Origin of the sequence: Paenibacillus rhizovicinus (genome assembly GCF_010365285.1) — a bacterium.
Classification (GTDB): Bacteria; Bacillota; Bacilli; order Paenibacillales; family Paenibacillaceae; genus Paenibacillus_Z; species Paenibacillus_Z rhizovicinus.
The window spans coordinates 2,475,251-2,501,459 of sequence record NZ_CP048286.1; the positions used below are offsets into that span (position 1 = coordinate 2,475,251).

The 26,209-nt window shown below is 58.0% G+C and carries 19 protein-coding genes and 1 riboswitch; of the genes, 5 read left to right on the forward strand and 14 right to left on the reverse strand.

Translation table 11 applies throughout. The annotated features are described in order from the left end of the window. Positions 1-24 precede the first annotated feature (24 nt). From kdpB to GZH47_RS11280, 5 genes are all read right to left on the reverse strand, one after another. Positions 25-2,064 (reverse strand): potassium-transporting ATPase subunit KdpB, encoded by a 2,040-nt coding sequence (gene kdpB, locus GZH47_RS11260; RefSeq protein ID WP_162640173.1) that lies wholly within the window; start codon positions 2,062-2,064, stop codon positions 25-27. Positions 2,065-2,305: 241 nt separating this feature from the next. After that, positions 2,306-3,979, reverse strand: a complete 1,674-nt coding sequence (gene kdpA, locus GZH47_RS11265) for a potassium-transporting ATPase subunit KdpA (RefSeq protein WP_162645187.1) — start codon at positions 3,977-3,979, stop codon at positions 2,306-2,308. 149 nt (positions 3,980-4,128) lie between these two features. Beyond that, complete coding sequence (gene kdpF / locus GZH47_RS34610) at positions 4,129-4,206, reverse strand: K(+)-transporting ATPase subunit F (RefSeq protein WP_162645188.1); 78 nt, start codon at positions 4,204-4,206, stop codon at positions 4,129-4,131. A gap of 149 nt (positions 4,207-4,355) precedes the next feature. Continuing rightward, positions 4,356-4,901: a hypothetical protein gene (locus GZH47_RS11275; RefSeq protein ID WP_225446445.1), complete on the reverse strand. Its 546-nt coding sequence runs from the start codon at positions 4,899-4,901 to the stop codon at positions 4,356-4,358. A 155-nt stretch (positions 4,902-5,056) separates the two neighbouring features. Continuing rightward, positions 5,057-5,530 (reverse strand): hypothetical protein, encoded by a 474-nt coding sequence (locus tag GZH47_RS11280; RefSeq protein ID WP_162640174.1) that lies wholly within the window; start codon positions 5,528-5,530, stop codon positions 5,057-5,059. A 106-nt stretch (positions 5,531-5,636) separates the two neighbouring features. After that, positions 5,637-5,805, reverse strand: a riboswitch (cyclic di-AMP (ydaO/yuaA leader). Positions 5,806-6,101: 296 nt separating this feature from the next. Here GZH47_RS11280 and GZH47_RS11285 point away from each other — a divergent pair. After that, complete coding sequence (locus GZH47_RS11285) at positions 6,102-7,214, forward strand: NADH:flavin oxidoreductase (RefSeq protein WP_162640175.1); 1,113 nt, start codon at positions 6,102-6,104, stop codon at positions 7,212-7,214. Here the strand turns inward: GZH47_RS11285 and GZH47_RS11290 are convergent. Both GZH47_RS11290 and GZH47_RS11295 read right to left on the reverse strand, forming a co-directional pair. After that, positions 7,211-7,363: a hypothetical protein gene (locus GZH47_RS11290; RefSeq protein WP_162640176.1), complete on the reverse strand. Its 153-nt coding sequence runs from the start codon at positions 7,361-7,363 to the stop codon at positions 7,211-7,213. The genes GZH47_RS11285 and GZH47_RS11290 overlap by 4 nt on opposite strands. Before the next feature lie 81 nt (positions 7,364-7,444). Beyond that, positions 7,445-8,305: a phytanoyl-CoA dioxygenase family protein gene (locus tag GZH47_RS11295; RefSeq protein WP_162640177.1), complete on the reverse strand. Its 861-nt coding sequence runs from the start codon at positions 8,303-8,305 to the stop codon at positions 7,445-7,447. 121 nt (positions 8,306-8,426) lie between these two features. Between GZH47_RS11295 and GZH47_RS11300 the strand changes: the two genes are divergently transcribed. Then, a complete protein-coding gene (locus GZH47_RS11300; RefSeq protein WP_162640178.1) occupies positions 8,427-9,179 on the forward strand; it encodes an AraC family transcriptional regulator in 753 nt (250 codons plus the stop codon). Positions 9,180-9,288: 109 nt separating this feature from the next. After that, positions 9,289-10,092, forward strand: coding sequence for an SDR family oxidoreductase (locus GZH47_RS11305; RefSeq protein ID WP_162640179.1), 804 nt, complete (start codon positions 9,289-9,291; stop codon positions 10,090-10,092). 136 nt (positions 10,093-10,228) lie between these two features. Here the strand turns inward: GZH47_RS11305 and GZH47_RS34615 are convergent, their stop codons facing one another. The 4 genes from GZH47_RS34615 to GZH47_RS11325 all read right to left on the reverse strand — a co-directional run bounded on the left by GZH47_RS34615 (position 10,229) and on the right by GZH47_RS11325 (position 17,674). Beyond that, positions 10,229-12,553 (reverse strand): response regulator, encoded by a 2,325-nt coding sequence (locus GZH47_RS34615; RefSeq protein ID WP_162640180.1) that lies wholly within the window; start codon positions 12,551-12,553, stop codon positions 10,229-10,231. Positions 12,554-12,568: 15 nt separating this feature from the next. Further along, entirely contained in the window at positions 12,569-13,420 is an 852-nt protein-coding gene (locus GZH47_RS11315; RefSeq protein ID WP_162640181.1) for a CheR family methyltransferase, read from the reverse strand. 22 nt (positions 13,421-13,442) lie between these two features. Beyond that, the gene (locus GZH47_RS11320; protein WP_162640182.1) at positions 13,443-17,183 is read right to left on the reverse strand and encodes a response regulator; all 3,741 of its coding nucleotides are present in this window, start codon (positions 17,181-17,183) and stop codon (positions 13,443-13,445) included. 152 nt (positions 17,184-17,335) lie between these two features. Continuing rightward, positions 17,336-17,674, reverse strand: a complete 339-nt coding sequence (locus GZH47_RS11325) for a YflT domain-containing protein (protein WP_225446446.1) — start codon at positions 17,672-17,674, stop codon at positions 17,336-17,338. Between the two features lie 239 nt (positions 17,675-17,913). Here GZH47_RS11325 and GZH47_RS11330 point away from each other — a divergent pair, with 239 nt between their 5' ends. Next, the gene (locus GZH47_RS11330; RefSeq protein ID WP_162640183.1) at positions 17,914-19,659 is read left to right on the forward strand and encodes an alpha-glycosidase; all 1,746 of its coding nucleotides are present in this window, start codon (positions 17,914-17,916) and stop codon (positions 19,657-19,659) included. 566 nt (positions 19,660-20,225) lie between these two features. Beyond that, positions 20,226-21,455: a sugar phosphate nucleotidyltransferase gene (locus tag GZH47_RS11335; protein ID WP_162640184.1), complete on the forward strand. Its 1,230-nt coding sequence runs from the start codon at positions 20,226-20,228 to the stop codon at positions 21,453-21,455. A gap of 156 nt (positions 21,456-21,611) precedes the next feature. On the opposite strand, the gene GZH47_RS11340 is transcribed toward GZH47_RS11335, so the two are convergent. The 3 genes from GZH47_RS11340 to GZH47_RS11350 form a co-directional block, all read right to left on the reverse strand. Next, entirely contained in the window at positions 21,612-21,914 is a 303-nt protein-coding gene (locus GZH47_RS11340) for a hypothetical protein (RefSeq protein WP_162640185.1), read from the reverse strand. 229 nt (positions 21,915-22,143) lie between these two features. Then, a complete protein-coding gene (locus tag GZH47_RS11345) occupies positions 22,144-24,585 on the reverse strand; it encodes an EAL domain-containing protein (RefSeq protein WP_225446447.1) in 2,442 nt (813 codons plus the stop codon). Between the two features lie 523 nt (positions 24,586-25,108). Continuing rightward, positions 25,109-26,161, reverse strand: a complete 1,053-nt coding sequence (locus tag GZH47_RS11350; protein ID WP_162640186.1) for a Gfo/Idh/MocA family protein — start codon at positions 26,159-26,161, stop codon at positions 25,109-25,111. Positions 26,162-26,209 lie beyond the last annotated feature (48 nt).

Genomic DNA, 26,209 nt, shown 5'->3' on the forward strand with positions numbered 1-26,209 from the left:
TCGAAGGACTCCTCTTCTTTCATTTTAGGCGAGATTTAGGCCATGCAGTACGAGATCGATGATTTTGATTCCGATGAACGGCACGATAACTCCGCCGATTCCGTACAGCAGCACGTTGCGCGTCAGCAGCCGGTCCGCGCTCATGGCACGGTATTTGACGCCTTTCATCGCGATCGGAATGAGCAGCGGGATAATGATCGCATTGAAGATCAGCGCCGACAGAATGGCCGACTTCGGCGAAGCCAGGTTCATGATGTTGAGCGACTGCAGCTGCGGCATCGCCAGGATGAACATCGCCGGAATGATGGCAAAATATTTCGCGATGTCGTTGGAAATCGAGAACGTCGTCAGCGCGCCGCGCGTAATGAGCAGCTGCTTGCCGATCGAGACGACGGACAGCAGCTTCGTCGGATCGGAATCGAGATCGATCATGTTGGCCGCTTCCTTCGCCGCCATCGTGCCGGAGTTCATCGCGAGTCCCACGTCGGCTTGCGCCAGCGCCGGCGCATCGTTCGTACCGTCGCCCGTCATCGCGACGAGCTTGCCTTCCATCTGTTCTTTGCGGATGGCGGCGATTTTGTCCTCCGGCTTCGCTTCCGCGATGAAGTCGTCGACGCCCGCTTCCAGCGCGATCGTCGCAGCCGTCAGCGGATTGTCGCCGGTACACATGATCGTCTTGATGCCCATGCCCCTCATCTCCGCGAACCGTTCCTTCAGCCCCGGCTTCACGGTATCCTTCAAGTAAATGACCCCGTAAATCTTATCGCCGATGGCAACCGCCAGCGGCGTTCCGCCTGCCTTGGCAATACGGTTCGCAATGTCGTCCAATCCGCCGGGTATGCTGCCGCCTTGAGCCGTAATATAGCGTTTCATCGCGTCGACGGCGCCTTTGCGAATCTTCGTGCCGTCCGCCAGGTCGAGGCCGGACATCCGCGTCTCGGCCGTGAATTCGACCGGTTCGGCCGCTTCGTCGCCGGGATGGCCCGGCACCGTGCCCAGCTTGAGCGCCAGCTCCACGATGGAACGTCCTTCCGGCGTTTCGTCTTTCAATGAAGCCCGCAGCGCCGCCGTTGCCATCTCCTGCGCCGATACGCCGCTAACAGGCGCGAACTCCGATGCCATCCGGTTGCCGTACGTAATCGTACCGGTCTTATCCAGGATGAGCGTGTCGATATCGCCGGCGGCTTCAACCGCCTTGCCCGACATCGCGAGCACGTTAAACTGCGTGACGCGGTCCATGCCGGCAATCCCGATCGCGGATAGCAGGCCGCCGATCGTCGTAGGGATCAAGCACACGAGCAGGGCGATGAGCGTCGCGATGTCCAGATGGACGTTGAGATAGTCCGCCATCGGCACCATCGTGACGATGACGATCAAGAAGATCATCGTGAGCACGGCGAGCAGCGTCGTCAATGCGATTTCATTCGGCGTCTTCTGCCGTTTGGCGCCTTCGACGAGCGCGATCATCCGATCGAGGAACGACTCGCCGGGATCCGTCATGACTTTCACGACGATGAAGTCCGATACGACCCTCGTACCGCCGGTAACGGACGAGAAGTCGCCGCCGGCTTCCTTGATGACCGGCGCGGACTCGCCGGTAATGGCCGATTCGTCGATGGACGCGAGCCCTTCGACGATCTCGCCGTCGGTCGGGATCATCTCCCCGGTATCGACGCGGACGATGTCCCCTTTGCGCAGCTGCGTGGACGATACTTGCTTCAGCGAGCCGTCTTTCTGGACGACCTTGGCCGTCGTCTCCGACTTGGTCTTGCGCAGCGTATCCGCTTGCGCCTTGCCTCGGCCTTCCGCCAGCGCTTCGGCGAAGTTCGCGAACAGCACGGTGAAGAGCAGGATGATGAACACGGCGATATTATAGCCCCGGCCGGAACCGCCCGCGGCGAAGAGATCCGGCTTGATCGAGAGCAAGAAGGTGATCAGCGTCCCGACTTCGACGATGAACATGACCGGATTCTTGATCATGACCGCGGGGTTCAGCTTCTTGAACGCGTCCGCGGCCGCTTGGACGATGATTTCTCCTGAATACGTTTTTTTGCTGGCCTCCATGGTGATCCTCCTTATAAAGCTTGGATAAAGTTATTCCCTACGGTCGGCAAAGGTCTCCAATCGCTGTTGTACTCGGATATATTTCATTTCATAAGACATTTAGAGGTTTATATCCGATTACAAAGGCGACCACTTCGTTTTTCCGACTCTCTGCCGACCTTCGGTCACTCTTTACAATCTTTAAACTCGTAAAGCAGAAGGCTTGACTCGCGGTCTTGCACGCTCGTCGGCCTGTTATTTATTACTTAGGCATTGCCAGGTGTTCTGCGATTGGGCCCAGCGCCAGTGCTGGGAAGAACGTTAGTGCTCCGATGACCAGGATGATGACCAGCAGGATGCCCGAGAACAACGCCGTGTTCGTCCGGAGCGTTCCTGTCGTCACCGGCACGACGCGTTTGACTGCCAGCGAGCCCGCGATTGCGATCATGGCCGTGATCGAGACGTAACGGCCGAGCAGCATGACGACGCCGATGCCGATATTGTAAAAGTCCGTATTGGCGTTCAGGCCGCCGAAGGCCGAGCCATTATTGGCTGCGCCCGATGTGAACGCATAGAGCACCTCCGACAAGCCGTGCATGCCGCCGTTCGAGATGGACGACTGCGCGCTCGAACTGAGGAACGCGATGGCCGTCGGCGCCAATATGATGAGCGGGTGGATCAGCAGGGCGATGGAAGCGAGCTTCACTTCCTTGCCTTCGATTTTCTTGCCAAGAAATTCCGGCGTTCGTCCGACCATCAGGCCGCATATAAATATGGATAGGATAAGATACAATAACCCATTAAGAAGGCCGACGCCCTTGCCGCCGAATACATTATTAAGCATCATTTCGGCAAGTGCCGTGAATCCGCCAAGCGGAGTCAGCGATTCATGCATGTTGTTGACGCTGCCTGTCGTAGCCGCCGTCGTTACGGTCGTGAACAATGCGGATTCCGAGATGCCGAACCGCACTTCCTTGCCTTCCATGTTCCCGTGAACGCCCATGGCATCCAATGCGCCGACGCCTTTGTATTCCGCGACGAACACGGTCACCAGCATGACCAGGAAGATGACGCTCATCGCGCCGAACACGGCCCAGCCTTGTTTCTTATTGCGGATCATCAGACCGAACGCGTAAATCAGCGCCGTAGGCAGCAGCATCATGCAAAGAATATGGACCAAATTCGTCAGCGCCGTCGGGTTCTCGAACGGATGCGCCGCATTGGTGCCCATCCAGCCGCCGCCGTTCGTGCCAAGATGCTTGATCGACTCGAGCGATGCAATGAGGCCGCGGGTTATCGTCTGTTCTCCCCCGTCCAGCGTCGAAGCGTGAACGGCGCCGAGCAGCGTTTGCGGTACCCCCTGAAACACCAGGAACAGCGCAACCAAGAAGGCAAGCGGCAGAAATACGCGCGTAATGGAACGAATGACGTCGACGTAGAAGTTGCCGAGGTCGTCCTTGCGGCCGATCAAGCCGCGAATGAAGGCAATCGCCACCGCGAAGCCCGTCGCCGCCGATGTAAACATCGAGAACGTAATCACCAGCAATTGCGACAGATACGATAATCCGTTCTCGCCGCTGTACGATTGCCAGTTCGTATTGGTCATGAACGATACCGCCGTATTGAACGCCTGACCTGCGGGCATATTTCCGATGCCGTCCGGGTTCAGCGGCAGATAACTCTGAAGGCGCAATACCAGATAACATAGAAGCAGCATGACAAAATTGGACAGCAGCACGGCGCTTAAGTAAGCGCGCCAGCCCATGGACTCTCCTTCGCGCACGCCCGCGATCCGGTAGAGCAGCCGCTCGATCGGACCGAATACCCGGTCCAGCCCCGTGCGTTCCTGCGCAAAGACTTTTACAAGATAGGTGCCGACCGGTTTGACCAGCAGCATGACGATCGCCAGCGTAATGGCGACTTGTACGAATCCCATAGCCATATTCAAATATCCTCCTCGTTATAGAAGCAGCCTTGCAAGGCGAAACGGCTGTCGCCCTCCTTCCGGCGGCGCGGAGCGTTTCGTTCCGGGGAAATACAAGCTTAAGGGTAAGCGGAAGCTTAGGCTTGCTTGTATTTCAAGGCTTAAAATTTCTCCGGTTTCACCAACACGAACCCGAGATAGATCAATAGCGCGATGGCGATAATTCCCATTGTGATCATGGCGTTTCCTCCTTCGGAAGCATCATCTTATGCGCGCTCGCAAAATTTCTTAAAACCCCAAAACAGTCCGAATACGATCGTCACCAAGACGACCATCGTAAAATCGTTCACCATCCGCGCAACCTCCTCCATAACCTCTCTCGCATTCGTTACGATTTTCCATAGACTGCCGTATTATGCGCGTCCAGCAGAAAAGCTACGCTCCCGGTTTGGGAATGCGTGATTTGATCGGCGCCAAGGCTCTTGTAGATCAGCCGGCCATTCGTTCGGCTTGTGATGACATGCACCGTCCGATCGGTCCACTGGCGCACCATGCGCAAATATCTGCAGCAGAGCGACAGGCTGCTTTCGAACAGAAACACCTTGCCGACGGGAAAATCCGGCGACTGCCATTCATCCGCATCGATCGTATTGACCAGCAGGATGGACCTTGCTCCGAGCTTGGAGAGCCGCTGCCGCTCGGCGGCGCTGTTCGTTACGGCCGTGAACGGCACGCCCTTCGCCATCAGCTGCTTGATGAAATGTTCGCCGGCCTTCGTTAAGGACGGGACTACGATCGTTTCCGGCGCCGATGCCGATGCCGATGTCTGAGTCTGCGTCGATGTCTGGATCTGTGTCTGTTGCGATGTCGATATCTGTGTCTGTGGCGATGTCGGCGCCCATGCCGGGCTCGTTTCAAGCTCTTGTCCGTTCACGCTTCTGCCTCCTGTCCCTCGCTCTCGCGTTTGCCTAAAGTCATCTTAATCCCGTTTCCCATAAATTCGGGGTAAAGAGATTCCGCTCCAGGTGTAAAAAAAACATAAAAATGAGGCTCTTTCCCTCCCCGTGCCGCCAATCCGCTGCCGCCGAATCAGAAAATGACGTACGCTTCGGCATGCCGGAAGCAGTACGCCGGATCGCCAAAGCTAGCGGGAAGCGGTCCCGCGGCTCCCGTCCCGGATCTGAACGCGCTGCCCGACGCCAGCGCTTGAAGCGCCATCAGAAACGCCGCGGTCCGCGCGTTCCCCCAGCTCTCTTGCTTGAGCAGCGCCTCGCGCAGCCCTTCGGCCAGCGTCGCGCGCTTCACCCGCTGAAAGGCGCATGCCCACTGAACGAAATCCCCCTTCAAGCGGCATTCGCGAAAGACGCCGGCACCCCAGTCGCCTTCCGCCGCGCTTAGCTTCACCATGCCGCAGCAATCGCCGCTGCCGCATCCGGGAACGAGCAGCCGCGCCGCCTCGCCGTCGAACCGGAAGCACTCGACTCTCGCAATCCTCGTGCTATCCATGCGTTCTTGCAGGAAAACCTTCGTCCGTCCATTCTGTTCCGCTTGCGCAGCCTGCATGTCCCTTCACTCCTCTTGGAAAATAAAAAAGCCGAGAGGAAGAGAAATCTCCGCTCCCGGCTTCGCGGGCAGCACAAAGAAACAAGTGCCGCCGCGCATTTGCCTGATTGTCTCTCTTGGTCCGCTTACGAGGTTAGCTGCCCTATTCGGGCTAGAGAGCGCCCTGCCCGGACAAGCCATGCCTGCCCGCGATTCACCCCTGGGCGGACGCCGGCAATCGGCGCCTCCCGCGGTTCCCCCGTTCCCCTTCGAAAGGGATTCAGCGATATTGGAATGGATACCATTCATTTGTTGATACTAATCGTAGTCCCGTCCTCAGGAATTGTAAAAAGCGGCCTGATGTCCGCAAACGGGCTTCTCGCCGAAAAATCGCAATGAAAACGCGCGCATCCGTTTATTTCGCGGAAAGTGCTGCCAATTTCTTCGGCATGCTTCTATTTGCTAAGCCGCTGACAAGCCCGACGTTCCTAAGCCGACTAGTTCTATTGAATTTAACGATTTATAGGGGTACATTGAAGGTGTACAACTGCAGCGCAGACGATGCCCGAATAACTTGCAGGGAGGAATTATTATGAGCACGAATTCCGTTAAAGCATTATTCCAGCCTTTCCGTTCGGACAAATTGACGCTCGACAATCGCATCGTCATGGCCCCCATGACGCGAGGCTTCTCGCCCGGCGGCGTACCCGGCGAGGACGTGGCGGCCTACTATAAGCGCCGTGCCGAGAACGGCGTCGGCCTGATCGTCACGGAAGGCACCTTGATCAATCATCCCGCGGCAGGCGCAAGCACGAAGTGGCCGCATTTCTTCGGCACGAACGCCTTGGAGGGCTGGTCCGGCGTCGTTAAGGCCGTTCACGAAGCCGGCGGCAAAATCCTTCCGCAGCTGTGGCATATCGGCTTGACGCGCAAGCCCGGCACCGGCACGAATCCGGAAGCGCCGTCGGTCGGTCCTTCCGGGCTCAACCTGGCCGGCGAACAAGTGGGCGACCCGCTCACCGAAGCGGAAATCGCCGATCTGATCGCTGCTTATGCTCAGGCGGCGGCCGATGCCAAACGGCTCGGCTTCGACGGCATCGAGCTGCATGGCGCCCACGGGTACCTGATCGACCAATTCTTCTGGGGCGTGACGAACGTTCGAACGGACCGCTACGGCGGCGACCTCGTGAAACGGACCCGCTTCGCGACGGAAGTCGTCGAAGCATGCAGACGCGCCGTCGGATCGGAGTTTCCGATCATCATGCGCTTCTCCCAATGGAAGGACGGCGCCTATGACGCGAAGCTCGCGGAATCGCCGGATGAATTAAGCCGCTTCCTGCAGCCGCTGGTCGACGCCGGCGTCGATGTCTTCCACTGCTCGACGCGCCGTTTCTGGGAGCCCGCGTTCGCGGACGGAGAGGACTTGAATTTGGCAGGCTGGACGAAGAAGCTGACGGGCAAACCGACGATCACCGTCGGCTCGGTCGGACTCGATCTCGAGTTCACGCGTCTGTTCAAAGAGAAGAAAGGCGCCGAAGCGGTCAGCATCGACGGCTTGCTGGAACGGCTCGATCGCGGCGAATTCGACCTCGTCGCCATCGGCAGAGCCTTGCTGAACGATCCCGCATGGGCGAAGAAAATCAAAGAAGGACGCCAGGATGAACTGCGTCCGTTCACGCCGGAAGCGACGCAAACGCTGTATTAAACCACATGAATCAGGCTGTTCTCGATCTTGATCGGGGACAGCCTGTTTTGCCGATTGGAGCGTGCTTGGACGTACAGATACGAATTGCCGCCCCATGACAAAGAGCCATGAATGAACCGCGCGGCGCGGTCTTCATGGCTCTTTGTCATGCGCGATGTCCGCGCGGTCTGCGCGGGCGATCTAAGCGCGATCTATACGAGAATTGTGCGCGAATCGTACGTGTGCTGCTCCTACGCGTTCTCTCCGTTCTTCTCCCATGCGAACCCGCCGACTTGATTCCAAGCCGAGCCGTACGGCGTGTTTCCGCCCCGGTACGGCAGCGTTACGACGCCAGCCGCGCAGCGCACGATGCCCTTGTTGCTGCCGCAAATCGTCAGGCCCGTGTCGTCGAACAGCGTGTCGGCCAGCTGATAGGCATCAGACGCCCGGTACGAGAATACGATTCCCCGGCGCGGCTTGCCCGACGCGTTCGCATCCGAGCCATGCAGCGTCAAGGTATGATGAATGCTGATGCCGCCGGTTTTCGGGGTAATGAGCACGATATCATTCGGATTGGCCGGCCGTTCCCAATACCGGCTCTCCTGGCATTCCGCCGCGAACCGCCCGTCGCTCAGATGATTCAGCTGCCCCAGTCGATGGCTGCCCTTGACCATCCGCATGCAGCCGTTCTCCGGCGTCGCATCGTCGAGCATGACCATGACCGACAGCAGATCGGTGTTCGTATGCGGGTAGAAAGCATAGTCCTGATGCCAGGCGAAGATGCCCACGCCCTTCGTCGGCGGCTTCGTCGCCAGCTTGGAATGCTGCAGCTCGATGTCCGCTCCGAGCAGCGGGATCAGCTTGGCGACGATCGCCGGATGCTTCGCCAGCTTCAGAAAGGCCGGGTGAAGCGCCGTAATGCCGAGCGAATGCACCGTCTTCGTCTCGTAATCCTTCTGCGAGCGGAGCGCCGTAATTTGCGGCTGTTCGCAAGCGAGACGCAGCTCCTCCACTTCCTCCGCGGTCAAAATATCGTCAAATACGAGAAATCCGTCTTCCCAATAACGGCTGATTTCCTGTTCGGTCAAACCCTGCTCGATCCCGTTGGCCACCGTCGATCACTCCCGCGCATCCGTAATGTTGCTGCTCTTTTATCATAGAGGTGACAACCATGCGCCGCTATAATAGACTGGTTATGAAATATCAGGATTCGGCGAAAGGCTGGGAGCTTCCATGAACGGCAAGCTGGAGTTTTTCTTATATAAATCCCATGAACCCGGCACCTATGTGGATTTCCACAAGCATAGCTGCTACGAGCTCGTATACTATGTATCGGGGAGCGGAACGATGAATTTGGGCGGCCGGACGCTCGTTTACGCGCCCGGCACCATGACGATGACACGGCCCGACTATATGCACGACGAGCGGCATGACGAGGAAACCGAGGTCATCTTCTTCGGCTTCCGCTACGACGATTTCCCGGTGCCCTTGCAGAACGGCCTGATCGCCGACACGGAAGAACGGACCGTTCTATCGCTCATGCTGACGATGAAAGAAGAGCTGCTCGCCCAGAAAGCCCACTACGTCCCGCGGACGAATCTCTTGCTGAACGAGATTATCCTGCTGCTGGGACGCCAGTCCGAGACCGCCGCTCCGCAGGACGAACACCGGCCGGAACGGCTTTTCTACGCCAGGCGGTACTTGGACGAGAACTTCACGCAGCCCGTCGAGCTTCGCACGCTTGCAGAGCTGTCCGGGTACAGCGAGGATCATTTTCGCCATCTGTTCAAGGAGCAGACCGGCCTTCCGCCAGGCCAGTACATCCTGCGCAAACGGCTGGAAGCGGCCAAGGACCGGCTGCTGCACACGGCGCAGACGGTCAGCGCGATCGGCATGGACTGCGGCTTCTCGACGACGTCGCAATTCATCGAGCTGTTCAAGCGGTCGTTCGGCGTGACGCCGCTGCAATACAGGAAGATCCGTTAAGCTCGGCGGATCGCGGGCGGCAGGTATATTTGGTTGCAATTAGGACAAAACGGGTATGAGAAGATGCGGAGCAATTCGCAATCCATGGAATGGAGGTCTCATCATACCTATGCATGCAGCGAACGACAAAGGAATCTTAGACGGCAAAGTCGCCGTTATTACCGGAGCAGGATCCGGCATCGGCCGGGCCGCCGCGCTGAGGCTGGCGAAGGAAGGCGCGCGCATTGCGCTCGTGGACATCAAGGAGGAGCGGGTCGCCGACGTACGGAAACGGATCAACGAATCCGGCGGCGAAGCCATTGCCGTCGAGGCGGATATTTCGAAGCCGGAGGAAGTCGAGAACGCCATCCGGGAAGCAGCAGGCAAATGGGACCGGCTTGATATCGTGTTCGCCAACGCCGGCATCAACGGTACATTGGCGCCCATTGAATCCATGACGCACGAGGATTGGAGCACGACGCTCGATACGAATTTGAAGGGAACCTTCCTGACCGTCAAATACGCCGTCCCGTTTCTGAAGAAGAAAGGCGGCAGCATCGTCATCACGAGCTCCATCAACGGCAATCGGGTGTTCTCGAATTTCGGCATGAGCGCGTACAGCACCTCCAAAGCAGGACAGGTTGCTTTCATGCAAATGGCCGCCTTGGAGCTGGCCCAATACGGCATTCGCGTCAATGCGGTCTGTCCCGGTGCCATCAAGACGCATATCGGGCAAAATACGCATCCTACGCCGGAGCTGGAAGAAATTCAAATTCCGGTCGAATATCCCGAAGGCGACCAGCCATTGGAACACGGCCCCGGCCGTGCGGCCCAGGTCGGCGACTTGGTATTGTTCCTGGCTTCCGACGCATCGAGCCACATTACCGGCACGCCGATCTTCATCGACGGGGCGGAGTCGCTGCTGCATGGATGACAGCAACGATGACCTGTAATGGATACCTGTAATGGATACCTGTAATGGATACCTAGTAGATAGAAAAGAGGGCGGCAAGCTGCCGCCCTCTCAACGTTCGTCTATTCGTTTCCGCGTACGCGCTCGGCGCAGCGCTCTATTGGCCTACGGATGATTCCTTCTGTTCCGGTTCGATGCCATGCCGCCTCAGCACCTGCTTCATCATTTCAAATTGAATCGGTTTCACTAGAAAATCCGTCATCCCCGCTTCCAAACAACGTTCGCGGTCCGTAGGCATCACATTCGCCGTCATCGCGACGACCACCGGCGCCCGGCCGGGCGGCGCAGACGCCAAGAGGCGGCGCGTTGCTTCTAGCCCGTCCATAATCGGCATTCGCATATCCATTAAGATCAAATCGTAATTGCGTCGATAAGCCAATTCCACGGCATCGCTGCCGTTGCTGGCGACGTCCGCGGCTACGCCGAGTTTATTCAGCAGCGTCAATGTCAGCTTCTGATTAATGACGTTATCGTCGGCGACGAGCACGGCAGCTGCCCTGTCGCCTCCCATTCCCCTGTCCGCTGCCATTTCCTTGTCCGCTGCCAGTCTCCCGTCTGCCGCCAATCTCCTGTCGCCATCCCTTTCTGCTTCCTGCCACAGCTCGAAGTCATCCGCAGCAAGCGACGCGAAGCTTCCTTCCGGGGCCGGCTCATGCCGCGCCGCCTGCCAGGTTCGGAGCTGCACGGTGAAACGGAACGTCGTGCCGATCCCCTGATCGGATTCCACCGCGATGGTACCGCCCATCATTTCGACCAGGTTTTTGCATATCGCTAGTCCGAGGCCCGTTCCTTCGTACTGCCGCGTAAGCGACGTATCGACCTGCGAGAAAGGCTGAAACAACAGCGGCAGCTTATCTCCGGGAATGCCGACGCCGGTATCCGTCACGGCGAATTCGATCCGCACCGCTTCCTCTTGGGCGGCAAGCAGCTTCGTAGTGACGGCAATGGAGCCATGCGCCGTAAATTTAAAGGCGTTGCCGATCAGATTGACGAGCACCTGCCGCAGCTTGATCTCGTCCCCTTCAAGCAGCTCCGGCAGTGCCGGATCCGCCTCGTATGTAAGCGCCAGGCGGCTTTGCTTGGACTTGGCCGTGAACAGGTCGAACGTTTCTTCGATCAGATGCGGCAGCTTGAACGGGAGATGCTCCAATTCCAGCTTACCCGACTCGATCTTCGCATAGTCCAAAATATCATTGATGACCGACAGCAGCGCTTCGCCGCTCTTGCGGATGATTTCAGCGAACTCGCGCTGCGACTCGTCGAGCTCCGTATCGAGCAGCAGCCCCGTCATGCCGAGCACGCCGTTCATCGGCGTGCGGATCTCATGGCTCACCATCGTGAGAAAATTCGTCTTCGCCCGCGCCGCGATCTCCGCCGTTTCCTTCGCGGCCATCAGCTCGCGCTCGAAACGTTTGCGCTCCGTCATGTCGACGACGGTGCAAGCGTAGATGCGCTCATCGTCGATGGTCGCCACGCCGATCTGGATTTCCGAGGGGAAACGGCTGCCATCCTTGCGGACCGGATTCAGCTGCCTGCGATCCCCTGTCAGCGAACCGCCGCCGACAAGCCTCTCCCTATTGCCATGATCCGGCACGGCCGATGCATGGTCAGCCCTCGGCGTCGTGTCGAACCATTCACCCGGCCCCGGCGCTGCATCGTGGCTTACGGACATGATCTGCCCCGGGCCAGAATGAAGGCCGTTCCTTGCCGCGTCGTTATGTACTTGCGAACCGGCTCCGCCTGTCTTGAACGCCCCTCCCGCAAAACACGGAACGAGCATCTCGACCGGCTGCCCCAGCACCTCGTCCTCGCGGTAGCCGAACATCGCCATGAGCGCGGGGTTGACCGTTAATATGATGCCGTCCTCGTCAAACGTCATCATCGTATCCATGCTCGTTTCTTGAATGGCGCGCGTGAGCGCCTGCGTTTTCGTCAGCTGGTAGGCCGTCAGCATCAGCTCGCGGTTGCCCCGCTCCAGCTCGCTCTTCTGCTGCTGCAGCAGCTCGGCTTGCAGCTGCAAGGTCTTGTTGCCGACGTAGAGCCGCACGAAGCCTTCGATCTTGGCCTTGAGAATCTGCGGCATGAACGGCTTCAGCATATAATCGATCGCGCCGGCCTCGTAGCCGGTGAAGAAATGCTCCGCTTCCTTGCTCGTCGCCGAAATGAAAATAATCGGCGTTTCCTGCGTTTTTTTCCGCGACTTGATCAGTCTCGCCGTCTCGAAGCCATCCATCTCCGGCATCTGCACGTCCAGCAGAATGACCGCGAACTCGTCCCTCAGCAGGCATCGCAGCGCTTCCGCGCCGGAAAGACATTTGACGAGATTGCAGTTCAAATCCCCTAATACAGCTTCCAACACCAGCAAATTATCCGGATGGTCATCCACCAGCAAGATGTTAACCGGTCCGCTATATGCAATCATGCTTATACCTCCCGGTCAAGATTTGATTTTGCGATAGAGCCGGCTGTGGGCGTCCAATTCCTCGTAAGCATCGGCATGCCGCGTGAAATTAATGGACTCTTTCGTGCCAAGCGCTAGAATGCCGAAGTTGCTGAGACTTTCGAAGAGCAAGCTGTGCACGTGATTTTGCAGCTCTTTGTTGAAATAGATCATGACGTTGCGGCAGAAAATGATATTGAATTCGTTGAAAGAACGATCCGTAACCAAATTATGCTGCGCGAACACGATATTGCTCTTAAGCTCGCTGTGGAACAGCACGGAATCGTATTTGGCCGTATAGTAATCGCTGAACGATTCCCTGCCTCCCGCCTCGATGTAGTTACGCGTGAACGTCTGCATCCGGTCGAGCGGATACACGCCCTCGCGCGCGGTCTCCAGCACGCGCTCGTTCATGTCCGTTGCATAAATGCGCGACTTGTCGTACAGTCCTTCTTCCTTCAGCAGAATGGCCATGGCGTACACTTCCTCGCCCGTGGAACAGCCGGCATGCCAAATCCGGATAAACGGATACGTTCGAAGCAGCGGAACGACCTGCTCGCGGAATACCCGGAACACTTCCGGATCGCGGAACATCTCCGTTACGTGGATCGTCAAGTCGGCCAGCAGCCGGTTCATGACCGCCCGGTCATGCAGCACCTTCTCCGTCAAGGACGTAATCGTCGGCAGCCGTTCCGCTCTCACCCGATGCCAAATGCGGCGGCGGATCGAAGAAGGGGCGTAATTGCGAAAATCGTACCCGTACAGCTGGTACAGCCCCTCCAGCAGCAGCGCAGCTTCGACCTGCTCCCGCTCGTCGGCTTTGCTTGATTCATCGTTGATTTCCATCATGCTATTCTCTTCTCTCTCTATTCTATTGATATAACCACACCCTCATTAACGACAGCAGCTGGTCGATATTAACCGGCTTCGAGATATAGTCGGAAGCGCCGGCTTCAATGCATTTATCGCGATCTTCTTTCATCGCCTTCGCCGTGATGGCGATCATCGGCAGCCGTTCGTATTCCGGAATGGCGCGAATATGCCGCATCGTTTCGTAGCCGTCCATTTCGGGCATCATCATATCCATCAGGATCAGCTGCGTGTCGGGATGCCGCGCAAGCATCTCCAGCGCCTCCCGCCCGTTCTCGGCAATATGAATATCCATTTTATAGCCTTCCAGAGCGCTCGACAAGGCGAACACGTTTCGGATATCGTCGTCGACGATCAGAATGGACTTTCCTTCGAAAATCGTCTCCACGCTATGAAGCTTCCTCAGTACGGTGCGCTTCTCCTCCGGCAAGTCCGCTACGACGCGATGCAGGAACAGCGTTGTCTCGTCCAGCAGCCGCTCCGGTGACTTGGCATCCTTGATAATAATCGTCTCCGCGTATTGGCGCAGCCGGATTTCATCCTTCTTGTCGAGATCGCGCCCGGTATAAATAATGATGGGCAGCTCGCGCAGCTTCTCGCTCCGGCGGATGCCGTCCAGCAATTCGAAGCCGGAGATGTCAGGCAGCCCGAGGTCGAGCACCATGCAGTCCCAATGCTGCGTCTCCAGCTCCCGCATCGCTTCCGCCCCGGACGACACGGCCTTCACGATAACGTCCTCGCCGCCGACCAGCTCGATAATGCCCGTGCGCTGGGCGGCGTCGTCTTCGACAACCAGCACATACTTGAGATCGTGGGCAAGGAAGGACTCCATCTTCACGAACAGCCTTTCCAACCGCTCCTTCTCCGCCGGCTTGCGCAAGTATGCGATCGCCCCCATGGCCAGTCCTTGCTGCACTTCTTCCATGACGGAGACGACATGGACCGGGATATGGCGCGTATCGGCGTCATGCTTGAGGTGATGCAGCACGGACCAGCCGTCCATGACCGGCAGCATGATGTCGAGCAGGATGGCATCCGGCTTGTAGCGCCTAGCTTCGTTCAAGCCGATATCGCCCTGCATGGCGACGATGCCCTTAAAGCCGTGCGCGCGCGCCATATCCAGCAGGACGCGTGCGAACGGTTCGTCGTCCTCGATAATGAGGACGACCCGGTCCTCCGTTTCGATCGAATCGCGGTCGTCTTCGATGGATGCGGCCGCCCGGACCAGGCCGGCATTCGTTCCGCTCGGCGTCAGCGGTCTCTGTGCAGCCAGGCCGGAGGCTGTCGACATCGCGGCTTCGCTCAGCGCCCGGCGGCCCTGCTTCGCGAGCATGGCTGCCTCGACGGCCTGCTCGCCGAGCTTCGCGTCGCTATCCGTCTGCGCGTCCTTCCCGTTCTGGAAGGCGACGTGATATTCGGGCAGGTACAGCGTGAATACGCTGCCCTCGCCTTCCTTGCTCTCCAGCAAGAGCTTGCCGCCGAGCAGGCCGGCCAGCTCTTGGCTAATGGCGAGGCCAAGGCCGGTGCCCCCGTATGTGCGGCTCGTCGTGCCGTCGACTTGCTGGAAGGCTTCGAAGACCAGCTGCTGCTTCTCTTCCGGGATGCCGATGCCCGTATCGCGCACTTCGAAGGCAATCAGGCGGCCGCCATCCGCGTCAAGCTCTGCTTCGGCTGCCTGCGCATTGCGAACCGTCAAGCTGACGGAGCCCCGATGCGTGAACTTAAAGGCGTTCGACAGCAGGTTCTTCAGCACTTGCTTCACGCGGTGACCGTCGGAATAGAATCCCTCCGGCACATCCTTCTCCACCGTCAGCTCGAAGTCGAGCCCTCTCTGCTGGCTCATCGGCCCGAAACTGCGCCGCATCGTCTGCAGCAGGTCGGAGAACGGCACATGCTCCGTGACGACGCTCATTTTGCCGGCGCCGATCTTGGATAAATCCAAAATTTCGTCGATCAGCTTCAGCAGATCGCCGCCGGATGAATGAATCGTCGTGGCGAACTCGATCTGCTTGCCCGTCAAATTGCGTTCCTTGTTGTCCATCAGCATCTGGGACAGAATCAACAAGCTGTTGAGCGGCGTCCGCAGCTCATGCGACATGTTGGCAAGGAACTCGGACTTGTATTTGGACGACAGCGCGAGCTGCACGGTCTGGCGCTCCAGCGCCGTCTTCGTGCGTTCGATCTGTTCGTTCTTCTGTTCCGTCTTGCGCATTTGCTGCTCCAGCAGATGCGTCTTCTTCAGCAGTTCCTCGTTCGACTGTTCCAGTTCTTCCTGCTGGCTCTGCAGCAATTCCTCGGATTTCTTCAGCGAGCGGGTCTGCTCTTCCAGCTGGTCGTTGGATTGCCGCAGCTCCTCCTGCTGCGAGATGAGCTCCTCGGACTGCGCCTGCAGCTCTTCGCTCAGCACCTGCGATTCGCGCAGCAGCTCCTCGATTCGGAGCCGGCCGAATAAATTGTTCAGCAGGCTGCCGAGGCCTGCCGCGAGATCGGTCAACAGCTCCCGCTGTTTGCTGTCGATCGGCGCAAGCGAAGCCAGTTCAATGACCGCCAGCTGCTGATTCTGGTAAGCAACCGGCAGGAGCAGCAGCGAACGCGGCGGCGTCCCGCCGAGGCCGGAACGAATGCGCAGGTAGTTGGAAGGAATATCCGCCAATGCGATCGGCTGCCCGCTGCGCGCGCATTGCCCGACAAGCCCTTCGCCCATGCGGAACTGCTGCTCGAAAGCGGTATCATCCTGAGGCGCATACGCGCCGTACAGCCTCAGCTTGTTATCTTGGCCATAGCCTTCGCGGATGTACAGGCCGCCGTAAACGGCCCCGACAAGCGGGACGACCCGCTCCATGAACAAGAAGCCCAGCTGTTCGAGTTCCTTGGATTCCTGCAGGGCGACGGAAACGGATGCGAGATTGGACTTCACCCACGTCTCTTCTTCCATCTTCTTGTTGTAGGCTTGCTCCGCTTCCGTCTTCCGCTCCAGCGTGTCGGCAAGCGAGAAGAACGCCTTGGCTACCGTTCCGAATTCGTCCGGCGTCTCCGCTCGCTTGCGCAAAACCGGGTCACTCATGCCGCGGGCATAATCCCCGATCATATCGGTTAAGCGGTTGAGGCTTCGCGTCACGCCGGTGGTATTCCACAGCATCGTGCCGATTCCGATCAGCATGCCCGCCATCATGGTGACGATCATGATCATTCGCGTACTGCGGTTGGCGCTGCTGGCCGATCGGACGGCCTCGTCCGTGGCGCTGCGGTGATAGGCCGTCAGATCATCGATGAGGTTAACCGTATTCTCCTGTTCGGCGACGCCCACCTTCTCGCGAAGGGCGACCGCCTCCGTCCCGCGGCCTGCCGCCACGAGCCGCTTTACTTCCGCGGCATATTGGAAGTAATCGGTGAAGCTGCGCTCCACGTCATTCAGCATCACCAGCTCGGTTTCGGTCGAAGCGATCCGCTTCAGTTCGTCGAAATACTCCCTCGCCTGCTTCGGCTTGTCGGCCAGCAGCGATTCGTTCTTGGATAAAGTCTCCGCGTTTTGCACGGTGAGGATGTTCGTAACCCCTTTGGCCACTTCGTTCACGGAGCCGCGGATGTCGTAAGCCAGCATCAGCTTCTGATAGCGGTTGGCGTATACTTCGTCCAGCTTTCCGCCCAGCACCGATATATTTCGCAAGCTGATGGAGGAAATAAAGATTAATACGATCATTAGGACGATGAAGCTGATGGTCAGTTTTGTTTTTGTTTTCATAAGACGTTCTTCACCCGGCTTCCCCTTCTCTGTTATGCTGCCTCTTGCTCAGAACCTGTTATCTTGACGCGCGAACAGGCCGCCCGTCCCGGAGGACGGCGACCTTATCGCAACGATCGTAATCGATGGTTAATGAATAGCTATTCATTCGTTTAATGGACATTGGTGATAACGAGTACACGACCGCGATCAAGCTCCTCTTCGTAACGTTCCGCTTCTATATCCGACAATCCGATTGACGTCAGCTTGGACCGGATCTCATCACCCCGCGACTTGAATACATTCGCCATCGCGGTGAACATGCCTTCTTCCTTCATGCTGATTTCGCTTGCGGAAGCCGCTTCGGACAATTGCTTCGTCTGGCTGCTGTCGTGCGCCAAAACGTAAATGTTGTCCTTCATATATCCGCGCCGATTCAGTTCCTGAACAGTGTGAAGCGCATCCATGGCCGTCGGTACAATTTGAACGCTCGGTTTCATTTGTTGTTGCATCGTAATCCCTCCGCTTTTCAAATGGATTAGCCAGGTGAGGCTAGTCTGAATTACCCCTGCCGCTTCGGCTTGAAACAAGTCATGGGCAATTCAGCAGGTGTCGAACGGCACTTTCGACAGGTTGCCGCATAACCCGGAGCCGCCGATTCAGGCCTAGACCTAACCGTGTAAAAGAAGATGCTGCCATGCGGCGGCTAGCTCAATATGAGCCTAATAATCCCCCAAAGGAGCTGGAGCCGATGTTTCAAGAATGCTTCCAACATGCCGCGCGCAGTATCTGGGCCTATGCCTACGACATGGAGACGATTCACTTGCGCGTGCGGACGAAACGCGACGACGTGGAGGAGGTCACGGTCATCGCCGGCGACAAGTATGACTGGGACCGCTTCAACGAAGAACGGCCGTTGGTCAAAATCGCGGCGGACCGCTTCTACGATTATTGGGAGGCCGCCGTCAAACCGAAGTTCAGCCGCTTCGCTTATCTGTTCCGCCTGCGGCAAGGGGACGAGACGGTTTACTTGACGGAAGACGGCGTCTGCGACAATCCTCCCCCGCCCGTAGCAGGCTATTACGATTTCCCCTACATCCATGAAATCGATCTGTTCGCTGCGCCGGAATGGGCGAAATCGGCCGTCTTTTATCAAATCATGCCGGACCGCTTCGCGAACGGCGACGCGTCCCTGAATCCGGAAGGCGTGCAGGATTGGGGGGAAACGCCCGCGGCGGACAGCTGCTTCGGCGGCGATCTGAAGGGAATCCTCGATCATTTGGATCATATCAGCGAGCTCGGCGCGACGGCGATCTATCTGACGCCCATCTTTCAGGCGCCCTCCAGCCATAAGTACGACACGATAGACTATAAGAAGATCGACGAGCATTTCGGCGACAAGGAGATGCTGAAGCAGCTCGTGAACGCCTGCCATTCGCGTGGCATCCGGGTCGTGCTGGACGCCGTCTTCAACCATACGAGCGAGCGCTTCCCGCCATTCCAGGATGTCCTGCGTAACGGCGAGCAGTCCAAATACGCGGATTGGTTCCATGTTCGGACGTTCCCCGCCGAGGTGAAGGACGGCATCGCCACCTATGATACGTTCGGCTTCTACGGCCAAATGCCGAAGCTGAACACCGCGAATCCCGAAGCGAAGCAGTACCTGCTCGACGTCGCCGAATACTGGATTCGCGAAACGGATATCGACGGCTGGCGGCTCGACGTCGCCGGCGAGGTCGACCACCACTTCTGGCGCGCGTTCCGCCAAACGGTCAAGGCCGCCAAGCCGGACGCGTACATTATCGGGGAAGTGTGGAACGACGCTCGCCCATGGCTGCTCGGCGACCAGTTCGATTCCGTCATGAACTATCCCTTCGCCGGCAGGGCGCTCGGCTTCTTCGCCGGCGAAGGCGCCGACGGCCGCACCTTCGCCGAGGAGATCAACGGACTGCTGATGCGGTATGCGCAGCCGACGAACGAGGTGGTCTTCAATCTGCTGTCGAGCCACGATACGCCCAGGGTGCTGACGCAGGCCGGCGGCGACAAGCGAAAGCTGAAGCTGATGGTCGTGTTTCTGTTGACGTATATCGGGACCCCGTGCATTTTCTACGGAGACGAAGTAGGACTGCAAGGCGAGAACGACCCCGGCTGCCGCTGCTGCATGGAATGGGACGAAGAACGGCAGGACCGCGAGTTGTTCGACTTTTACAAGCTGCTGATCGGCCTGCGCACGTCCAGCCCCGCCCTGCTCAGCGGCCGTTTCCGCTTCCTCCATGCGGAAGCCGGCGATGCGCGCATCGTCTACGAGCGGCTCGGCGACGCGGAGCATTTCACCGTCTGGATGAATCCGACCGGCGAGGAGACCGTGCTGGAGCATGCCATGGAGACGAACGATTGGCATGATGCGCTCACGGGCGAGCATGCGCCCGCCGAGGACGGGGTGCAGCGCGTGGAGCTGGAGCCTTACGGCTATCGGATTTTGCGCCGCGAGCTATAAGCGGCAGCGACGAATCTCCCAAGGAGCGAAGCGGCCGGTCGTCCCGGCCGCCGCCGTTTCGCAGCCCTCCGCAAAATTCATGACCGAGAGTCCAAATAATGATACACCACCTTCGGCTGTACCTGTGGACCATGCCTCGCGCAGGCTTCATGACCGGCCCGTCCCTGCGAATGCCGGGAGTTGTCGAAAGCTTTTCGCCGCTATGGAAGCACAAAAGGTTAATAATACAGGGTCTTGCACATATACTGACACTGGGCGCAGTACTTATGCCATTCGCAGCGTTTGGGCTCTTTGCTCTGTACCGGGTACAGGTTTGTTTGGGGCCTCCCGCATTGTAAGCGCATCCTTTATCGCGCGAAAGGATCGCTTCTTCGGCTTGCGCTTGCGAAGGACTATCCCTTGACCTTCCCGGTCTTCGCATCGGCTGCAAAATCTGCGGGTATATACCCGTCCAATTGCCGCTTGAAGCGCCGTTTTTCCCAGCATGAAGGAAATTTTTTGGGGCGTTTCATCCTATTTCGCCGCGTGTATATTTCTCATACAACGGACTTCGGGGAGGAAACGAAATGAATTCGAATGCTTGTGTCGCAATGCTGTTAGCAGGTGGAGAAGGGCGCCGGTTGTCGCCGCTGACGGCGTCCATGGCTAAACCGGCCGTTCCCTTCGGAGGCAGCTGCCGCATCATTGACTACACGCTCAGCAACTGCATCAACTCCGGGATCGGGAGGATCGGGGTGTTGACGCAGTACATGGCGGATTCGCTTCATGCACACATCGGGGACGGGTCCTCCTGGCGATCGAACGGACAAACGGCGGACATTACGCTGCTGCCTTCCAGCCGCGCGGGACAAAACGGATACTTAGGGACGGCCGATGCGATTGTTCAAAATCTCGACTTTATCGACCGCCAGTCGCCGGAGCACGTGCTCATTCTCTCGGGCGATCACATTTACCGCATGGATTACCGTCAAATGCTGCAAGACCACATTGCCAGCGGCGCGGCTGCGACGATTGCGGTCAAACGCGTGCCGTGGCGCGATGCCAGCCGATTCGGCATCATGCTCGCGGACGAACGGCGGATGATCGTCGATTTCGAAGAGAAGCCCGCTAAGCCGAGGAGCAATCTGGCCTCGATGGGCATCTATATTTTCAATTGGCCCGTGCTGCGCGAGGCGTTGTTGGAGGACCTTCGGAACCCCGCATCGAGCCACGATTTCGGCAAGGACATCATTCCCGGCATGCTGCGGAATAAGATTGCCATGCTCGCGTATTCCTTCGAGGGGTATTGGCGCGACGTCGGAACGGTCGAGAGCTTGTGGGAAGCGCATATGGATCTGATCGACGGCGAGCTGGATGAAGCGGAAGACGGACATCGCAACCCGTGGCCGATCCTGACCGGGCAGAGCGGCCAAGCGGCGCAAGCCCGCTCATGTCCGAGGGCGGATGTGCCAAGCTCCTACGTTCATCATGACAGTTTGATTAAAGGCGACCTGGACCGCAGCGTCGTATTCGCCGGCGTCGCCGTCGATGAAGGCGCCGATATACGGGAAAGCATACTTATGCCGGGCGCCCGCATCGGCCGTGACGTGCGGCTGTCCCGCGCCATTGTCGGCGAGGGCGCAGTCATAGCCGACGGTGCCGTCATCGGCAGTTTGAACGGCGAAGTCACCGTCATCGCGCCGGGCGACCGCGTCGAGGCGCATCCGCGCTTCGTCGTCAAGCCGGACCGGCTGCCGCATTCGCTGTTCCATCGGGAAGCGCATGTGCCTGCCGGCATCGCTTTCGGGAAGGCTTGATTGCAGCGCTGAGCCGCTGCGCGGAGATACGCGCACGAAGCATACGCGCACGAACGCCCGAACGGGGAAAGGCGATGCCTTTCTTCCCGTTCGGGCGTTTGTTTAATCTATTTTGTCCCTTTTGTCCCTTTTGTCCCCCGGGTCGCCGCGCCTAGCCTATAGCAGCTTAAACCGCTCCAATTGCTCCCAGAGCCCTTCGCGCTTCAATATCTCCACCTGCTTGTCGCCGATCAGATCGTAATGCGGGAACGGCTGCCGCCGATGAATATACTTCGGCTCCAGCCCGTTCGCCACGCACCAGTCCGCCAGCTTGGCAAGGTCGTCGCAGCCTGCTTTGGTCACGGTCTTGATGCCCTTGAACCGGGGCTCATGCCAATAATGCGTCAGAAACGCGATCTCCCCCAGTGCCGCACGCGCCTTCCAACGTTCCAACTCCTCGCGCTTTACCCCGAATGCCATACGCGCGCCTCCCTGTCGCCGATTCAACTGCCCTCACGCTATATCGAGTAGTGTACCAGAAAACGTTCCGTTTTCCTTCCGGCTCCGATACACGCACACAAAAAAATCCGCGATTGCCCGCGGATTTCGATTCATCCCTATCTTGCATTCCTTTATCCTTCCAACTATCCATTACTCTATACAATCTTCTAGGCAACCTTCTAGGCAACTCTAGAAACAACCCCAGGCGTTACTCGAGCCCGATACCGGAACCGACCTTCGCCTCTTTGAAGAACGAGGCTTCCATCTCGCCCGCGGGCAGCGGCCGGCTGTAATAATAGCCTTGAATCTTGCTGCAATCGTTATCCACCAGGATATCGAGCTGCTCCTTCGTCTCGATTCCCTCCGCGATCACGTCCATGTTCAAATGCTGCGCCATGGAAATGATCGTCGCCACGATGGCTTTGTCGTTCTTGTTCACGGTAATGTCCCGAATGAAGGAACGGTCGATCTTGAGCTTATGGATGGGCAGCAGCTTAAGATAGCTCAAGGAGCTGTATCCGGTTCCGAAATCATCCAAGCTGATGCGAATGCCGGACGCCGCCAATTCATTCAGAATGCCGCCCGACACATTGGCATCCATCATCATGCTTTCCGTGATTTCCAACTCCAGATACTTGGCTTCCAGCCCCGTTTCCTCCAAGATGCCCTGAATATGCGCCGTTAAATTGGATTGATGGAATTGCTGTGAAGACAGGTTGACCGAAACCGTTATGAGCGGTCCTCCCGCGTCATGCCAGGCTTTCATTTGCCGGCACGCTTCCCGCAGCACCCAGGTACCCACCTCGTAGATCATGCCCGTCTCTTCCGCAATCGGGATGAATACGCCCGGAGAGAGGATGCCTCGCGTATGGTGCTTCCAGCGGACCAGCGCTTCGACGCCGATAATCTGATCGTCCCCGGCCCGAACCTGCGGCTGGTAATCCAAGTAAAGCTGGCCGAGCGGAAGCGCCTGCCTCAAATCGATTTCCAGCTCGATCTTCTCCTGCAGCTGCGCATGCAATTGGCTCGTGTAGTACTGATATCCGTTCTTCCCGTTCCGTTTCACCTGGTACATGGCGGCATCCGCATTCTTCAGCAATTGAACCGCGTCCGCGCCGTCATCCGGGAATACCGCGATGCCAATGCTCGCCGTCACGTAGAAATCATTCTCTTTCAACCGGTACGGAACCCCGACGGCTTCGATGATCCGCTCCGTGATTTGCGCAACCTCTTCCTCATTGTAGCAGCGGTCGCAAAGCAGCGTGAATTCGTCGCCGCCCATACGGGCCAAGATCACCTTGTACCCGCGAATGCAGCCTTGAATGCGCCTGCTCACTTCCTGCAAAAACAGATCTCCGTACGTGTGTCCAAGCGAATCGTTAATTAACTTGAAGCGATCGATGTCCATGACCATCACGGCGAATCTGCCGGTCTTGTCCTCGATCATTTCGGAGAGCACCTGATTGAACTTCCGCCGATTGGGCAGTCCCGTCAATTCGTCGTGAAACGCAAGATGCCGGATCTTCTCCTTCGCGGCCTTCTCTTCCGTCACGTCCTTGGCGATCACGTAGCTGCCGACGACTTGTCCGTCCAGCTCGACGGGCACGTTCACCACGTTTAAGTCGACGCGGTGTCCTTGCCGATGAACGATGGCGGTTTCATAGTTTTGCTTCTCGCCGCTTAACGACTTGAACAGCATCTCGCGCGTATGCGCCTGTTCTTCCTCCACGATGAAGGGAAACAAGGCATCGATCGTCTGATTGCGGAACCATTCGTTGGATAATCCCGTGAGCTTGGTCATGGCGGCGTTGAACCCGATGATCCGGTGCTCCATGTCGATCGAGATAATGCCGTCCTGATTGTTCTCGAACAACAGCTTGTACCATCGCTCGTTTTGCTGGAATTCGGAGTCTTTCCGGGAAAAGCGATTAGAAATGTAGATGCCGAACAGGGACAGCCCCAGCGTGAACAGCGTTGCAAGCGCAATGAGATAAGGCAGGAACGTCTGGTCCAGCACGATGCCCTTCGTAATGTCCGACGCCTCTCTCGCCTGGAACTGGGCCGCATGCATGCCCGTATAGTGCATCCCCGCAACGGCAGCCCCCATAATCAAGCTGCTGCCCAGCTTCAGCCAGACCCGTCCCCGCTCGCTTCCCTTGCGCAGATCGAACGCCAGCCATAAGGCTGCATTCGAAGCCACGATCGCAATCAGAATCGATAGCCAGAAATAGAGCGGATCATATGAAATATCGATTTGCATGGCAGCCATGCCGATGTAATGCATCGCCGATATCCCCGTCGCGAGCAGCATCCCTCCCGCAAGCAGGCGGCGCAGCGACGGCCGGCTTCGCCCGACGATGACGAGCGCGACGAACGAGGCCGCGATAACGACCAAGACGGAGAGGATAACCATCGCCATATCGTAAGCAACGGACATGCTCAACGAGAACGCGAGCATGCCGACAAAATGCATGGACCATACGCCAAGTCCCATTCCAACCGCGCCGAACGACAGCCATCCCCAGCGCTGCATGCCTTTCGACGTGCTGATTCTTCCGACCAAATCGAGAACCGTATAAGACGCTACCGTCGCAACCAGATAAGAAAACAAAACCAACATCATATCATAAGAGCCATGCTCGTGATGCACTCGCGTCCCTCTTTCATTAATGAGATGAACTTCTTACTAATGATAAACGGATTTCTGCCATTTTCAAGCAAAAATAATCACGCCGGCCTCCACCGTGCATGCCCGGCATAGCGGAGCATTCAGCGGACGAACGGTCTTCATCCAGGGACGGACGACCAGAAACTGTGAATGACGTTGTCGATTACGCGCTCTCTCCTTTGCAGTTCGCCGTCGAAATTTTTACAATTTTTGATAATAAATAATTCGTCATTCTTCGCCATATTCCTGCTTGCTCGTGGTCCTAAGGAACTATGATTTCCAAGCATGAACGTACTGAATCGCTGCATCGGGGCTGCATTCGCAAGCGGCCGTGTCGATTGACGTCGGTAAATTGTAGCGAGGGCATATTCATCGGGTCATGCACGATGGCAGCCAGCAGCTCCGTCGGAGAGACGCATAAGCAAAAAATGCCCCTGCAGCGAATTGCTGCAAAGGCATTTCAGTATCGCCGCTATGCCGAACAAGGCTTCCGCCCCGTCCGTCCTTACACCTTCACTACGCTGTGCGTCTCGCTCGCCCGGACAATCGCCTCCATCACCGCTTGATTGCGGTAACCGTCCATGACGCCGGGAAGTCCGTCCGTCGGCGTGCCGTCCAGCATCGCCAGAAAGTCCGAGTACTGCGTTACCTTGCAGCGATCGGGCACCTCGACCGTCGACCGCGACAGCCCGCCCTCTTCATCTTCTCGAATCAGCATTAGATGATCGGAATCCAATGTCGAGGCATGGATCGTGCCGTTATCGCCGTAAATGGTTATTTCATGCTGATTGCCCGCGCCGACGGCGTTGCGCGACGACTGGAAGACGCCCATGATGCCGCCGGCCATGCTCGCTTGGAAGCTGACGAAATCGTCGACCTCGACGCGGATCATTTCGCCGGTCCGCGGGTCCGGACGCTCCGGGATGATCGTCTTCATCTGCGCGGACAGCTCCTCGAACTCCCCGAAGAGGAAGCGTGCCAAATCGATCATGTGCGAGCCCAGGTCGCCCAGCGTTCCCGTGCCCGTAATTTCTTTGTCAAACCGCCATACGAACGGGCCGTTGTACATCGCGGCGCCCCAGCCCTGCAAATATTGGCTGGAGAAGCTGCGCACCGCGCCGATCCGTCCGTTCCGCACCAGCTCGCGCGCGTAGCGGAACGCCGGCGTATACCGGTAGGTGAAGCCGATCATCGCCGGGACCGGCTGACGCTCGTAGAGGGCGAGCAGCGGGACCGCCTCCTCGAAGTCGCGGGTGAACGGCTTCTCCGCCATGAAGGGCTTGCCCGCTTCGAGGCAAGCCCGGACGATCGCCGCGTGCACGTTGTTCGGCGTTGCCGATACGACGGCGTCTACGTCGGGATCCGCGATTAACTGCGCGAAGTCCGCGTAGCGCTTGGCCTCCGCGATATCGTGCTTCTCTCCGATGGCAGCTAACGCATGCGGATTGACGTCGCTGATCGCGATGAGGCTGAATCGTTCGCCTGCCTCCGCAAGCCATCTGATATGCGCCTGGGCCATGCCGCCCAGACCGATTAATCCGATTCGGAATGTTTTCATGCTGTCTTCTCTCCTTGGGGTGTAATAGGGAAAAGGCCGTTAAGTCGT

Bases quoted from the DNA above. Each gene is read 5' to 3' on its own strand.
- GZH47_RS11280 (WP_162640174.1), bottom strand. From the start codon at position 5,530: ATGCAGGCTGCGCAAGCGGAACAGAATGGACGGACGAAGGTTTTCCTG.
- GZH47_RS11290 (WP_162640176.1), bottom strand. From the start codon at position 7,363: ATGACAAAGAGCCATGAAGACCGCGCCGCGCGGTTCATTCATGGCTCT.
- GZH47_RS11320 (WP_162640182.1), bottom strand. From the start codon at position 17,183: ATGAAAACAAAAACAAAACTGACCATCAGCTTCATCGTCCTAATGATC.
- GZH47_RS11330 (WP_162640183.1), top strand. From the start codon at position 17,914: ATGTTTCAAGAATGCTTCCAACATGCCGCGCGCAGTATCTGGGCCTAT.
- GZH47_RS11350 (WP_162640186.1), bottom strand. From the start codon at position 26,161: ATGAAAACATTCCGAATCGGATTAATCGGTCTGGGCGGCATGGCCCAG.
- GZH47_RS11285 (WP_162640175.1), top strand. From the start codon at position 6,102: ATGAGCACGAATTCCGTTAAAGCATTATTCCAGCCTTTCCGTTCGGAC.
- GZH47_RS11325 (WP_225446446.1), bottom strand. From the start codon at position 17,674: ATGCAACAACAAATGAAACCGAGCGTTCAAATTGTACCGACGGCCATG.
- GZH47_RS11300 (WP_162640178.1), top strand. From the start codon at position 8,427: ATGAACGGCAAGCTGGAGTTTTTCTTATATAAATCCCATGAACCCGGC.
- GZH47_RS11340 (WP_162640185.1), bottom strand. From the start codon at position 21,914: ATGGCATTCGGGGTAAAGCGCGAGGAGTTGGAACGTTGGAAGGCGCGT.
- GZH47_RS11335 (WP_162640184.1), top strand. From the start codon at position 20,226: ATGAATTCGAATGCTTGTGTCGCAATGCTGTTAGCAGGTGGAGAAGGG.
- kdpB (WP_162640173.1), bottom strand. From the start codon at position 2,064: ATGGAGGCCAGCAAAAAAACGTATTCAGGAGAAATCATCGTCCAAGCG.
- GZH47_RS11315 (WP_162640181.1), bottom strand. From the start codon at position 13,420: ATGATGGAAATCAACGATGAATCAAGCAAAGCCGACGAGCGGGAGCAG.
- kdpA (WP_162645187.1), bottom strand. From the start codon at position 3,979: ATGGGATTCGTACAAGTCGCCATTACGCTGGCGATCGTCATGCTGCTG.
- GZH47_RS34615 (WP_162640180.1), bottom strand. From the start codon at position 12,553: ATGATTGCATATAGCGGACCGGTTAACATCTTGCTGGTGGATGACCAT.
- kdpF (WP_162645188.1), bottom strand. From the start codon at position 4,206: ATGATCACAATGGGAATTATCGCCATCGCGCTATTGATCTATCTCGGG.
- GZH47_RS11305 (WP_162640179.1), top strand. From the start codon at position 9,289: ATGCATGCAGCGAACGACAAAGGAATCTTAGACGGCAAAGTCGCCGTT.